6 protein-coding genes are annotated in these 15,969 nt (G+C 36.7%); 2 read left to right on the top strand and 4 right to left on the bottom strand.

Annotated features, from left to right (window positions below; all coding sequences use genetic code 11):
• Window positions 1–90 precede the first annotated feature (90 nt).
• Window positions 91–8,532 (top strand): LamG-like jellyroll fold domain-containing protein, encoded by an 8,442-nt coding sequence (locus ACM9HF_RS12615; RefSeq protein WP_473608885.1) that lies wholly within the window; start codon window positions 91–93, stop codon window positions 8,530–8,532.
• 55 nt (window positions 8,533–8,587) lie between these two features.
• Here the strand turns inward: ACM9HF_RS12615 and ACM9HF_RS12610 are convergent, their stop codons facing one another.
• Entirely contained in the window at window positions 8,588–10,138 is a 1,551-nt protein-coding gene (locus ACM9HF_RS12610) for an FG-GAP repeat domain-containing protein (protein WP_473608881.1), read from the bottom strand.
• A gap of 304 nt (window positions 10,139–10,442) precedes the next feature.
• A complete protein-coding gene (locus ACM9HF_RS12605; RefSeq protein WP_473608876.1) occupies window positions 10,443–11,171 on the bottom strand; it encodes a matrixin family metalloprotease in 729 nt (242 codons plus the stop codon).
• Between the two features lie 580 nt (window positions 11,172–11,751).
• Here ACM9HF_RS12605 and ACM9HF_RS12600 point away from each other — a divergent pair.
• A complete protein-coding gene (locus tag ACM9HF_RS12600; RefSeq protein ID WP_473608872.1) occupies window positions 11,752–12,966 on the top strand; it encodes an MFS transporter in 1,215 nt (404 codons plus the stop codon).
• Window positions 12,967–13,533: 567 nt separating this feature from the next.
• Here ACM9HF_RS12600 and ACM9HF_RS12595 read toward each other — a convergent pair.
• Together ACM9HF_RS12595 and ACM9HF_RS12590 are read right to left on the bottom strand one after the other, a co-directional pair.
• Window positions 13,534–14,559, bottom strand: coding sequence for a zinc-binding dehydrogenase (locus tag ACM9HF_RS12595; protein ID WP_473608868.1), 1,026 nt, complete (start codon window positions 14,557–14,559; stop codon window positions 13,534–13,536).
• 9 nt (window positions 14,560–14,568) lie between these two features.
• A complete protein-coding gene (locus ACM9HF_RS12590; protein ID WP_473608864.1) occupies window positions 14,569–15,969 on the bottom strand; it encodes a TolC family protein in 1,401 nt (466 codons plus the stop codon).

Below are 15,969 nucleotides of genomic sequence, written 5' to 3'. Positions count from 1 at the left end.
AGTGTTAAAACAATAATAATAGGATATGATATTGTTTATGAAAACAGTATTCGGTTTATTTACCACAAAGAGAGTTAAGCTAAATTAACGATGTTGAAATTATTTGTATTCATATTAATAAGCGTTTCCTTATACAGTGGCCAAGCCAATGCAGCCGCTTGCTCGCCCCCAAATACAAGTAATTGTTATACCCTACAACTTCACTACACCTTTTCTGAAGGTCTTAATCAAAATACGACAGACGTTAGTGGTAATGGTCGAAATGGTACATTGCTCAATAGCCCAACGTGGGTTGCTAATGGTCCTAACTATTACCTAGACTTTAACCGCGCCAATAAAACCAGCGTACGTTCACCATCGTTTATTCCTCCTGCTGATGGTGTAGTTGCTTTTTGGTTGAAAGTTCCACCAAAATCTCCTGTTAGAAGACGTATTTTTGGCTTTGATGATGGTTGGGAAATACGTTGGGAATCAGACAATATTATGTACCTAGATATCAATAAAACAGGTACTAATGATAGTATTCGTACTAGCTCAGCCATTACAGCTACAAACACTTGGATGCATATTGCTGTTGTTACAAGCGCAACAGATAATACGTGGTCGGTATACATTGATGGCGTATTAGATAATAACGGTTCAGAAACACTAACAGCTCGCTCTAATCCTCAGCCACTGAGTATAGGAACACGAACAGGTAGTAATGATTATTTAGACGGTTCTATTGACGACTTTAGAATATATTCTGGTGTACTTACCCCTACCGAAATAGCTGCATTAGCGGCTCAATCACCCGATTGTTGTTTAAGTTATCCATACGAAACCGACTTTGAAGGCGCTAACACTGAATGGACACCTGATAACGACTGGGCAATAAGTAGTGCAGGTCATACCGCTTGGCAAGCTAGATCAGGTTCAAAATTTCTAGATAATAACCCGTCAGAAGTTGACCAAGAACTTCACCGTAATCACTACGTTGCTTTGAATAAACCCGTTTATATTCCTACTAATGCTGTTCAGCCAACACTAAGTTACTACTATAAAGCCGGCATATTTTCGGGCCAAATTTATAGCATGATCTCAACAAACGGCATTAATTGGGATACGTTAGAAACCTATACCGATAGAAATAATCATGACGAATACACAAAGCGTGAAGTTAATTTAGAAAGCTACAAAGGCCAAACGGTTCAAATTCGTTTTCGCCAATATCATAATACAGGAGTAGGTGCTCGCTTATTTGTAGTTGATGATTTTCGTATTGGTGATTTTCAATCAGACGATTACAGTTACCCATACACCAACGGCTTTGAAACCGCTAATTTGCGAGAGCACTTTAACTATGAAGGAAACTGGAATAGCTCTCAAGCACATGATGGATTATGGTCTCCTAGCGAAGGCAGTTATTTTTTAGATAATAATTACAACAATGAAAATCAAGTACAATACCACGACCATTATGTCACCATGAATGGATTTATTACTTTGCCTTCAGGCTCTGCTAATCCGATGATTAGCTTTGATTATTTATCTGATATTTTTGATGGGCAAGTTTATTTACAAATTCAAGAATATGGCTCTACAACATGGACATATTTAAAAACCTTTAATGAGCAATTGAATCATAGTCCTCATACAAAGTATGAATACCATTTATCAAACTATTTAGGCAAAAAAGTTCGTTTTCGTTTTAGGCAATATTGGAATAGCAATAATGTAAATGCTCGAGCATTTTCTATTGATAACATTTTTGTTGGTGAACTCACAGACGAACTTCCTTTCCCTTACACAAATGACTTTGAAACCGTAGCCGAAAAATCACAATGGTACCCTGATGGTGATTGGGGTATCTCTACTGCCCATGATAGTCAATGGTTTCCTAGCAGTGGAAATTATTTTTTAGATAATAATCCTGACAAAGAAGATCAAGCGCTTCATCGAGAACACTACGCAACCATGTCTGGTTATATACCGCTGCCGGCTGACAGTAGTCATGTTGTTGTTAGCTATGATTTTTTAGCAAGTATTAAAAATGGGCAAGCATACTTATATATTCAAAAACTTGGAGAAAGTAATTGGGTAGCCTTAAAAACATATACAGAACAATTTAATAGAAAAACTTACACTCAAGAAGAGATATCGTTAGCTGCATACGCTGGCGAAAAAGTACGTTTTAGGTTTAGACAGTATTGGAACTCTGATGCTGGAGCTCGTGTGTTTACCGTAGATAATTTTCAGGTTAAACAAGCGAATTTAGAGGAATATGCTTACCCTTACTTCAATGATTTTGAAACCCCAATATCAACACCTACCGATAATGGGCAGGACCAATGGCAACATATTGGTGACTGGGGTGTTTCTACAGCGCACGATAGTGATTATATACCTAAAGAAGGCTCTTATTTTTTAGACAATAATGTTGAATATGTAGATCAAGCCAACCATCGTGAGCATTATTCAACGATGAAGGGATTTGTTCAATTACCTGCCGCGCCTGCTAATCCTATTATCAGTTTTGACTATTTATCGACTATTTTTGATGGACAAGTCTATTTACAAATTCAAGAAGAAGGCTCAAGCACTTGGACCTATTTAAAAACCTTCACCGATCAGTTTAACCATACACCTTATACAAAATATGAATATAATTTATCGAGATATTTAGGGAAAAAAGTTAGATTTCGCTTTAGGCAATATTGGTATTCAGATCCTGGGCAGCGAGTATTCCCAATAGATAATTTCTTTATTGGAGAATTAACCGAAACACTGCCTTTCCCATATGCTAATGATTTTGAAACGGCAGAAGAACAAGCACAGTGGTATCCTGATGGTGACTGGAATATATCTAGCGCACACGATTCTAGATGGTATCCAAGTAGTGGCTCATATTTCTTAGATAATAACGCTGATAACGAAGATCAAGCTAATCATAGAGAGCACTTCGCCGCAATGTCTGGTTATGTTCCTCTTCCTGCAGACAGTAGCAATGTTGTGGTAAGTTTTGATTACTTGCTAAATACCTTTGATGGTCAGTTTTATATTTATATTCAAAAGCAGGGGCAAAGTGATTGGACCTATTTAAAAACTTATAATGAGCAATTCAACCGCACTGGGTACACCAAAGATGAAATATCTCTAGCGGCGTATGGTGGTGAAAGTGTTCGTTTTAGATTCCGTCAGTATCATTATTCAACTACGGGTTCTCGCGTTTTTGCTATCGATAATTTTAGAATTGAAGAAGTTACGCTGGAAGATTACGGGTATCCATATTTTAATGACTTTGAAACACCCGTTTCAACACCTAGCGTTAATGGCCAAGACCAATGGAATAATATTGGCGATTGGGGCGTTTCAAAAGCGCATGATACTGTTTACGTACCTGAAAGTGGTGAATACTTTTTAGATAACAATATCGACAATGAAAATCAGAAAGACCATCGAGAACATTACGCTACCATGAATGGTTTTGTAACTTTACCAGCAAAACCTGAAAATCCTATGCTTAGCTTTGATTACAACACAAAAGTATTTGGTGGGCAGGGGTACGTACAAATTCAAGAGTTCGGCTCAAATACATGGCGAAATTTAAAGACGTTCAATGAAGTGGTTAATCATACCCCTTACACTAAATTTGAATATTTTTTAGGAGCTTACGCGGGTAAGAAAGTCCGTTTTAGATTTAGACAATATTGGTATTCCGATACACGTCCTGCGCCTAATCATCAGCGCGTATTCTCAATTGACAACGTATTTATTGGTGAGCTTAAAGACGAGTTGCCTTATCCATATGTTAATACTTTTGAAACACCAGCCGAGCAAGAAGAATGGCAGAATGAAGGTGACTGGGCGGTAACAACGACTCATGACACTAAGTGGTATCCCAAAACAGGCAGCTACTTTTTAGACGGTAATGCCGATAACGAAGATCAAGCAACGCATAGAGAACACTATGCAACATTGTCTGGTTACATTCCTTTACCCGCAGATACCAGCAATGTAGTCGTTAGCTTCAACTATTTATTAAATACATTTGATGGTCAGCCTTATATTTATATTCAAAAATTAGGTGATGATAACTGGACCTACTTACGCGCCTACACCAGTATATATAACCATGATGGTTATATGCGAGAAGAAATACCACTAACAGCCTATGCTGGCGAAAAAGTACGCTTTAGATTTAGACAATATTATTACGGTACTGCTGGCGCACGGGTATTTGGTGTAGATGATTTTAAAGTAGGGGAAATTGATTTACCTGATTACGAATATCCTTACTTTAATGATTTTGAAACGGAAACATCTAGCGCAAGTATTAATGGTAGAGACCATTGGGATCTGCAAGGCGATTGGAATATATCTACTGAGCACGACACCGTTTATAAAGCTAAAAATGGTAGTTATTTTTTAGATAATAACGCCGATTATGAAGATCAAGCCAACCATAGGGAACTCTTTGCTTCAATGCTAGGTTATGTGCCCATTGCTCTTGATGCAAATAGCCCGCAGTTAAGTTTTTGGTACAAGGCTAATGTGTTCGGAGGCTTTGCTTACGTTTATATACAAGAAAAAGGCTCAAGTACTTGGAAGCACCTTTTTACTTTTTCAGATCAATATAATCATGATGAATATACTAAATATTACTACGATTTAAGCGCCTATAAAGGTAAATCTATTCGTATTCGATTCCGTCAATATTGGTATTCCGACATAGGCGAAAGAGTATTTACGGTTGATGATTTTAGAATTGGAGACGATGACAGAGTTACTTTAAGTTACCCTTACGAAAATACGTTTGAAACCGAAGCCGAGCGTGCCGATTTTATTCATGATGGTGATTGGGGGATATCACAAGCCCACGATACTGATTATGTCCCTTACGAAGGGGATTGGTTTATAGATAACAATGCAAACTTTGAAGAGCAGCAAAATCATCGTCAGCACTATATTACTCTTGCTAATTATATTCAGATCCCAACTGATGCCGTAGTACCCACATTAAGCTTTTGGTATAAAGCAAATAATTTTGATGGTGGATCTTATTTAGAGATTCGTCGTAAAAATGATACTCGATGGATTGGTTTGTATAACTTTGTTGAAGACAAAAATCATGACGAATATGTGAAGTTTGAAGCGCATTTAGATGCATACAAAGGTGACGAAGTTATTATTCGTTTTAGACAGTATTGGAACAGTACTGTTGGTGAACGTGCTTTTGTTGTTGATAACTTTAGGCTGGGTGATCTTATTCAAGAGCAATATGTTTTTCCTTATTTTAATAACTTTGATACAGATATATCGACTGCTTCAACCAATGGTAGAGATCATTGGAATACGCAGCATGACTGGAAAATATCTGATCAAAATACGGTTACAGGTTCAGCAGCTAGTGGCGATTGGTTTTTAGATAATAACCCTGACGATGAAGATCAACGTCGTCATTATGAACAATACGCCAATATGCATGGGTTTATTCCTATTCCAGCAAGTGCGGTTAATCCTAAAGTGAGCTTTGACTATCAGAGTAATCTCTTGGGTGGTTATGCTTATTTACAAATACAAAAGGCGGGGTCTTCAACATGGACCTACTTAAAAACTTTTAGCACAAATGATAATACTGCTGTTTATAAAAATTATAGTCGCTCGCTAACCGATTACAAAGGTGAAAGCGTTCGCTTTAGGTTTAGGCAGCATTATAATTCAACCGCTGGTGAACGCGTATTTAACGTTGATAATTTTACCGTTGATCAAGAACTACTGGGTATTTGGTATTTTGAAGAAAATTGGCAAGATTCAACGGGTAATGGTTTTAATTTAAGTCCCGTAAATACACCTGTTTTTAACGATACGGAACGCGCAAAAGACGGTGACATCGGCTCAAATACGAGTACTTGTTATTATACCGGTTACGAAAACGATCAATATGCTATAGCGCCTAATACAGACACACAAAGTAATTTCAACGAAATAACCGTATCAGCGTGGGTAAACCCTACATCTTATAATGCAAGTTTGAGTACTATTTTTAGTAAAAGCGACGATTTTTCTATCTACTTAAACAGTGCAGGTAATATTCAGTGGCAATACCTAAATACTCAACTCACTAGTGGTTCAGCTGTACCATTAAATCAATGGACGCATATCGCTCTTACTTTTAAAGATGGTGAACAACATATTTATATTAATGGGGTAAGTGCCGCTTCAGCATCAGTAGCAGGAGTTCTTATCGATTTAGACGAAAACATATATGTTGCCGCAGATTTTAATAGCACCAACAATACGGTTTATTCTGATCGATATTTTCAAGGTACTATCGATGAATTACGCGTGTATCGTATTGCGCAAAGCGCCTCTGCAATTGCAAATGATATGGACGTACTTCACCCATGTGATATTAGTATAACTCCAGATCATTATCGAATAGAGCATGATGGCTTAGGGCTTACCTGTGAAGCTGAAACCGTCACTATAAAAGCTTGTAATGATGCTTTATGTACAGAATCAGGGCTTAATGAAGAACCTAAAACTGTTAATTTCCTGATAGATGGCGTGATTAGTTCATCATTTACTTTTACTAAAAAAACGACAATAAGCTTTGATCAGAAAATACTCGCAACAGTTGCATTATCGGTAACGTCGGATGTTAATAGCCCGTCTATTAATGGTTTTCAGTGTGTTGGTGGTGAAGCCGCAACGCCATGTAATATGGTGTTTAACGACGCAGAATTGAAATTTTTATATAACAATAATATCGATACACCGATTGAAAATCAGATAGCAGGAGAAGTCTTTCCTAAGAGCTTACATGTTAAAGCCGTTGAAAATAACAATGGTACTTGTGTCAGCACCTTTAATAATAAAACGGTGAATATAGGTCTATCTCAAGAAAATTCGGTACCAAGTGGCGCAGCGGGGCTGTTTTTTTATACTAACAGTGCCGCTATTGGAAAATACGGCAACTACACTAATGTGGCGTTAACCTTTGATAATGAGGGTAAAGCTATAATTCCAAATGCTAGATATGACGATGCAGGGCAAATTCGATTACATGCTAAGTACAGTGAGGGTGTGGGAGGAGCTAATTTAATTGGTGTTAGTAATAATTTTTGGGTAAGCCCCGCAATGTTAAGAATAACAACGGCAGTATCAGACCTTGATACTACGCCATTGAATAACAATACCAATTCAGGCACTCCAACAATAGTCGCGGGTAAAACATTTAAATTTAATGTGACTGCTTATAATGCAAAAGCCCAGTCTAACTTTGATAACAGTTATATTACTCAAAACTATACTTCTTCTAATCTGGAATTATCGGTACAAAGAGTGGAGCCAACGGGAACCGATACCTTTAATGGTGAATTTAGCCTTGATTCTGGTGCTAGTAACTCAGCAATCCCTAGTACAACGTCAACTACTTACCAATCTATAGTGTTAAAAGTTGAAAATGGTCAGTTACAGTCTGATGCAAAATATTCAGAGGTTGGTTTATTAAAAGTCGATATTCAAGATTTTGAATACGGTGGTATTGCAAACACAAGCATACCGTCAAGTGGAGCGATCGATGTAGGGCGTTTTATACCTGATCATTTTGATGTATCAATAGATACAAATAATGGTAACGGTTCATTTGAAAATGCTTGCGAACTTGGTGCTCAACACTTTACATATACAGGACAAAAATTTACCTATCAGTCTGCACCAAAACTCATTATTAATGCGATGAATGCGGATGGAGGTATTACTCAAAACTATACCCATACTGATTACAGAAAATTAAAGGCCTCTGAAACCAACATAAAGAGAACTTTTCCACTACTTGATGAAGACCAAAAAGGGGCTGATTTAATAAATAATGTGGATGTAGATAGAACATCATTAGCAGGTACACTTTCAATTTCTAAAGACCCTGCTGATAAAGATATTCACGGCTCTCTGACTTATACTTTTAACAAAGATGATGAATTTACTTATACCAAAAATACAAATTCAAAAATTGGTGAATTTTCTTCTAAATATATTATTACCCTTGAAAGTGTTAAAGATAGCGATAATGTGTCAGATACCTCAGGAAATCAGTCATCCACATCATTACCTTTATCTATAACTCCTGCGCAAATCAGGCTTCGTTATGGCCGTTTAGCGTTAAATGATAATTTTGGGCCAGAAACAAGCGATTTACCTATTAACTTATTCGCTCAATATTGGGATGGTACACAGTTTATTGTAAATACAGATGATCAGTGTACATCAGTCGATTCAGGTAAGTTAAAAGTAACAGGGTTTAGTTCAACGGCGGTTAAAACAAAAGCCTCTGAAGATCTTGTTAAAGGGGCTACTCAGTTTGTTTTACGTGCACCAGGCGCAGGTAATAGGGGAGCTGCTGAGCTAGAATACGAGACGATACTTATGCCATGGTTACAATATGATTGGCAAGGAGATGGTTCTCAACTCAATCCACAAGCTAACGCTGTATTTGGTATTTACCGCGGTAACGATAGGGTTATTTACTGGCGAGAAGTCTTTAGGTAAGTATTCATAGTTTCTATTATGTTATTGAGCTATTTTTAGTAATAGCTCAATTTATTTAGTTGGTATTAGACATAAGAATACGAAAAGTATTGTGGTATTTTTTATCATCGGCTCTGCCATATTTTATTAAAATGTCGTCTTGACCGTCGTTGTTTAGATCACTCGTCGCTAACATCTCTCCTTGATCAGGTATAACTGTTTCGTATTTTTGAGGCTTTTTAGCAAATAAACGAGCGTTGTCAGTACCAAGGTAAATTTTGAGAGTATCGTCGTCTTCAGACAGCATTAAGTCTTGTAACTTGTCTCCGTTAACATCTAATAAGGTGACTACAGGGTTGCCACTTGTACCTGAGCTTAAGCTAAAATTTAGTTGAACTTCTTTGCTCACTTTCGACTTTTTATTAAAATGGAAGTTTTCATCCATATAAAATAAATGAACGTCTTGATCAATGCTTCCAGAGAGCAAAGCCCCAATAATTTGAGATAAACCAATATCAAATCCCGCCACTAAAATTTCATCTTTTTTGTCGTTATTAATATCAACAAATCGTATGTCTGTTAAGGTGCCTTCTGCTTTAATAGCGCTATCGGGGCGCTCTGAAAAGTGAAGTTTATTATCAATGTTTTGGCCTAAGTAAACTTCGTAGTCGTTGGTTTTATTTAAAACGCCTTCGCTTTGCGTAAACCTAACCACCATATCAATAATATTATCGTTATTTATATCTTTAAGTTGCTCTATTTTTCGGTAACTTAAGTTACTTTGATCGCGTTTTTCACCATCTGCACCCAACTTGTTCCACCAATCAATACTACTGATAAGCTTATTAATAGCAATAAAATGAGGAGTAGGGTTTATAGTTAAATCTGCTTGTTGTAGAAAGTAAATCAGCTGTCCATTTTGTATGTACATAACATCGGGCAGGCTATCAAAATTTACATCACCAAAATGTATGGTAGTTTTAAAGTATGTTATTTCTTGTGGCGTAAAAACTGTTTCAGGTTGAATAGGTAATACTGACGTTTTAAAGCCTTGTTCTTCTGGTATCAATACATGCACTTGATTGAAATCAGCTATATAAATGTCGTCATACTTATCGTTATTTAATTGGGTTAAAAAATTACCTTTTGCTAAATACTGCTCGTTATTTCCTTTTGCCATTGAGGAAATAGCATGAATGGGTTTGAAAGATGACTTTTTGTCTATTTGATCTTGGTTCAATAAGTAAATGTTATTGCTTGATAAAAAATAAAGCGTTTGCAGTTGCTCTGCCTGTAAAGTTGAAATGTCAAAACTATAGAAATCTTTAGGCAGGGGCGTTCTATAGTATTCAGTATAAGTTGCTTGTTCATTAAGTGCATAAACCATCAACCATCGATCGCCTGAATCATCAATAGAAAAGGTGATTAACTCTTTACCTTTATTTTTTAATATATTAATAGGCATAACAGAATGGGTAAGCTTAAAAGGAGCGCTGATCACGGTTTCGGTAAAGTTAATGTTTGCTGCTGATTTACCATAGCTGTTGCAGCTAACGACAATGATAAATAATAAAGTAGACCTTATTAAAGTGATGGCCGTTGAAGATGATTTGTTGTCCGATAACATAAAGGGCATTTAAATGACAATATAACAGTAAGTTGTCTTTATATTGAACATCAGTTGTACAGTTAAGTTCAATAAAATTAAGGTAAGATTTTGTAAAAATGGTAGTTAACCGGAACTCGGCTTAACAAATGCTTCTCTAGCAGCTATTTTTCCTAACTTTTGCGTTAAATTTACTTGCAATAGAGGAGTATTGACGCGAAATTTTCCTTGAATTAAGAAAAACTAACAAGCTAGAGGCTCAATAAAAAGGCATACTTTATTAACATATGCCTTTAGCGATAAATTGTTTTTTTTGTGGGAGATGTTAATTAACTTTTTTACGTTGATTAACTAACACCAAACCTATCATAGACATGAATAAAATGAGTGAGCTTGGCTCTGGTACAGAAGCCAACAACGCTGGGCCGTATATTGCTTGTGCAGTTGTTATGTCATCTGCATGTAAATCACTAATTGCGCCACCATAAAAAGCATACATTACAGCTGAACTATCTAGAGAATGACCTAAACCAATCGCATGACCTATTTCATGAACAGCAACGGTAAAAAGATCTAAGGAACCTGAATTGTTAATGCCCCAATCCTCTGCTGTGTCAAAGTGGATATCTCCAGCAACATTAGAACCTGTTGGGTAATAACCATGTGCTAAAACGCCTAAAGGTCCATCGAAGAGGTGGCCGCCAATACGAATGTCAGCTCCTGGAGGAGCTCCAAAAGGTTCACCACCATCAGTGATCATTTTAAAAGTAATATCTGCTATAGAAGACCATAAACTAAAGGCTTTTTCGATTTCAGTCAGAAAGCCTGTCGGCATAAAACTAGATAAAGCCGATGTAGTACATGGGTTTGGCTCAAAAGTCCCTAAACATGAAATACCATCATCCATTAAACTCCAAGTAACTTCACCGCCTGAAGTACCTAGCGTAGGATCTCCCCACTTGTATCCTGAAATAACACCTGCTTGGCTAGATAAAGAAAAAAACAAGGCTGCAGTAATGGAACAAATTTTAATGAGTTGTATAAAAGTTCTCATGATGAATGACTTTGTTTGTAATAGTTATAATCTAGTTTAGGTGCTTTATATTATTTTGTCTCTATTAATTTCCATTGGATTAACAAAAATTAGACAACAGCTTGAATAATGAGCCTGTATTGTATGACTAAAGCTAAATACACTTCAGTTATATACTCGTTATCAAGGAAGTAATTTTGTTCAGTGCTTAATTGATAGTGCTAAAAATAATTCATAGATGCGTTTGTTATTATTAACTTTAGTTAGATTCCTATATTTAGGTAACACAGGAGCAGTTACCGAGAATAGCCATGACGTAAACTTAATGCCTTGCAAAAAATAATCAACAAAGTTCAACAAACCCTAATATTGATGATCAAATTTACTTGAGAATCGATCAATATTCATAACCGCTGTATATTTTTTTCTGTTAACTTGAATATACCATCACATTATCACTTAGTCGCTTTAGGTTGTCTTTTCAGTATTTAGTTATAAATTAAATATAATAATACTTAAACGTTCATTGATATTCGATGTTTTGACGAACAATTATTAACACATACTTCAAAAAAATAAATATTAATAGGTGTATACAATAATGGATGAATTTAAAAAAGGTTGGGGGGCGCTATTAGCAGCGACATTTGGCACCATGTGTGGTTTGGTGACAGTAACTAATTATTCTCAAGGTTTTTTGGTAGGCCCTGTAACAGCTGAGTTTGGTTGGAGTACACCTCAGTTTTTCCTTGGTTTTACCGTGATGATGTGTATGGGATTAATTTGTGCTCCTATTGTGGGGTCTTTAGCGGGTAAATATGGTGTTCGGTTATTGGGCATTGTCGGCTTGATTGGGCATGCGCTTAGTTATGTTATTATTTCCTTTAATCCCGGTTCTCTACCACTTTGGTATTTAAGCTTTGCTTTATTAGCTATTCTAGGTGCAGGTTCATTACCTGTTATTTGGACTACCATACTAAACGATTATTTTAAAAAACATAAAGGTAAAGCCATAGGTATTACCATGACGGGTACAGGTATTGGCGCGTTGATATTACCACAAGCAACTAGTTATATTGTTGAGGTATATGGATGGCGTACTGCTTATCAAGCTATAGGTGTGGGGGCGCTGGTATTATCTCTACCACTAGTTATTGCATTGTTTAAACCGAATACTCAAGCGCAAAATGATACAGCAGAGCAAAATTCACAACCTAGTTGGGGGATGACTCGCGCAGAAGCGATGAAGCAGAAACAGTTTTGGATATTAGGTGCAGTTCTGTTTATTACAGTATTTGTTGTTGTAGGCTTATTATCTAACTTTAAACCGATATTATTGAGTAAGAATTTAGATGGCAGCACAATTGCGCAAGTTGCATCGATAATGGGGTTAACTATTATATTTGGTCGTATGGCTGCGGGATTTTTAGTCGACAAATTTTGGGCTCCAGCCGTAGGTGCCTTATTCTTCACTATGCCTATTATCGCTATTTTGTTACTTGTGTATGTACCTAGTTCAGCTGTAGTAGCTTTAATCATAGCGCTAACAGTAGGTTTAGCTGCTGGAGCAGAGCTTGATTTATTAGCTTACTTAACAAGTAAGTATTTTGGTTCAAAACACTATCCTTCTGTTTTTGGCTGTGTTTTTGCTTTTTTCACCGTAAGCGCAGGTATTGCTCCTCCTATCTTTGGTGGTGTGGCAAATAAGTTTGGATATGACACTATTTTAATGATTTCGGCAGGTTTATTAGTACTGTCTATTTTCTTGTTTTTATCATTGGGTAAGTACCCAGAACAAGAAGCTTTACAAGAATAAGTCAATCAATTTAGCTCGGTTCATTGAATCGAGCTAATACCTACCTCACTAATAAATTTCTCATTTCTGTAAGCAACACTAATCCGTGTTTATACCCGTTACCAATCAAGATGCGTATTTCAGAGCACTTGAGCGATATCAATTCAAGGCAGTGCTTTGCAATAATGGTCGTTCCCTTATAAAAAGCACTAACGAAGAAGTGATTTTGCTCAAGCGCTTCTTCGATGGGTCTAAAAACAATTTATGCTTCGTTATTAACTTTAGTCAGGGAATAACCATGACGTAAACTTAATGCCTTGCATACATGGATGTATGTACTTAGATTTCGTTTGGAACGTGAAATCTGTGCCTAAATTGTTTTTAGTTCCCACTGAAACCTGCATCTTGAATGATAACGGGTATATATATGGTTATTTAAATGTGCCTGTATGGATGCCAGTGCTTGGTTTTTATTGGGAATAAAGACATCTTGAGATCCACTAAATATCATCGAAGAAGGTACGGCTTATACCGTGGGTAGTATTAGTATAATTAAAGATTATCACGTAATAAATTAAATGCTTAATTTTAGATAATTTCTACAATTTGTTTACCTACAAAACCACCGCTAAGTTGCTTTTGCAATGCATGAGAGATGCTTTCTGTATCAAAGTTGATGATTGATATTTCAGGTACGGTAATATTACCGTTAGCGACATTTTCTAATAATAAGTTACTCATAAAACTCATACGTTGTTGTGCACACAGGCTATTTGCTAGCCATGCTCCACCTAGAGATACTACACTGATATTTGGCGCTTTTCTAAACATAAGTTCTGGCTCAAAAGCAGGTAAGGTTTTTAAACAGGCTATACGGCCACAAAAGCGCATTAGCTCTATGTTTCTTACAGTTGCTTCGCCACCTATGGTGTCTATAACGGCATCAAACCCTTGTGGACCTAATACAGCGCGTATCTTTTCACAGAGTTTTTTGTCGCGGGCATCAAAAACTTCATCAGCACCTAATTTTTTTACTAACTTATGATTATGTTTTGCTGCGGTTGTAAAAACGTCTGCGCCGCGCTGTTTGGCAAATTGAATGGCAAATTGTCCAACAGCACCAGCACCAGCTTCAATAAAAACAGTGTCTCCTTCGCTGATCTGAATTTTCTCTAAAGCAATAAGTGCTGACATACCTGAGCAGGGAATGGTTGCAGCGGTATTACTCAATATACCCTCTGGAATAAGAGATACTGCGTAATTTGCTACTTTAGCGTATTCACTTAGTACTCCTTGTTGTGCCAAACTTGAGTGCCACATAACGCGATCGCCAACACTGGGAAATAACCCTTTGTTTGCTTGTACAACAATGCCTACAGCATCTAATCCTAAAACATGTGGATATTCCCACTTGCAAAAACCTGTTTTAGCAAATTGTGCATCTAAAGGGTTTAGCCCAACAGATTCAACTTTTACCAGTATTTCGTTTTCATCACATTGAGGTAATGGAAGCTTAATTTTAGACAGGCTCATGTCTTCATTGGGTTGCTCCAGCACAATAGCTTGCATTGTGCTGGGTAAATCGCCAAGTTGTACTACATTGTTAGACGGCATAAAAAAACTCTAGTGTTCGACAGTTAACTTATGACTCCAATGACCGTTGAATGCTTGATACGTACTTACTTTTGCAATTAACGATGATATGGCAGAGTCAATATTACTTTTTTCGGCTATTAAAACATCCTGTCGTGCATCTAACAACTCTAAGTAGGGGATTTGTCCCTCTTGATACATAGCTTGTGCTTGTAAGAACGCATTATTTGCATGCTTAAAGCGTTCTTTAGCAAATGTTTGCTGGTTTGTTTGCTTTACCAATAATTGCAGCGATAATTCACTTTCATTGATCGCTTTCAGTACAACTTGTTGGTACTCGCTATAAGCGGCTTCACTGAGAAACTCCTGTGCTTCTTTTTGTGCTAGCAATGCAGGGTAACTTAATAAAGACCACTCAATTTGAGGGCTAACTTGCCACTGTTGTTGGGTGTCGACTAATCGTGTGTTATTTAATCCTAAAATTCCAGCAAAACCACTTAAACTTATATTAGGTAATAAAGCTTTGCTTGCTGATACACTTAACGAGTATGCCTGACTAAAGTTATACAAGGCTTGATTTATATCAGGTCTTAGTGCTATTGCATTATTTGGTTGAGCAATCTCTACGGTGAGTGAACTCGCGAGTATATTATTCTGTGTACTTACAGAAATTTCGTTAGTTAGCCTACCAGTTAATAGAGCAAGAGTTGATAAATCGCTATATTGAGCATATTTTATATCCGGTAGTAACGCTTGCTGCTGGCTGAGTTGAGCTTTGGTTCTGTTAAGATCAAGTTCACTAGCAACACCTTCATTTACCCGTACTTTAAGTACTTCAATACTTTGTTTAAGTGCTTCAATTTGATTGTTAATAATTCGCTGTTTTTGTATATTGCCTTGGTAATTTATATAACCTTTTACAACAGCCGATACGATTTCTATTTTAAGTAAACGTAACTGCTCTGCTTTACTCATGGCAGAGGCATTAGCGGCGTCTACTAATGCTGTTATTCTACCAAATAAATCCAGTTGCCAATCCATACCTAAATTAGCAGTCGATTGACGAGTTATGGTGTCAGCTAAGCTAGTACGCTTAGCTGAAACGGTAAAACCACCTTGAGGCAAGTATTCTGTTTTTTGGGCACCTAAAAGAGCTAAAGCACTTTTTAACTGTAACTGACTTGTTTTTAAATCATAATTCTTTGCAAGAGAGTCGTTAACCAGTTCATTTAATTGAGCTGAATTTAATTGATACCACCAATTTGTTTCATCATGCCCTGACAAATCTGAAGCGATATTTGCTCGCTCCACAAAGCTTTGTAGTAATTGCTGATGTTGTGCTTCGTCAATTTTACTAGCACAACCAGACACAACTATTGAAGTAACAACAAGAGCAGCAATAGTTATTTTATTTTTCATATGTTTTATCAT

It is taken from the genome of Colwellia sp. RE-S-Sl-9 (assembly GCF_048296855.1).
Classification (GTDB): domain Bacteria; phylum Pseudomonadota; class Gammaproteobacteria; order Enterobacterales; family Alteromonadaceae; genus Pseudocolwellia.
The sequence above is the reverse complement of the archived record's forward strand: the minus strand, read 5'-3'. Positions and strand labels throughout refer to the sequence as shown.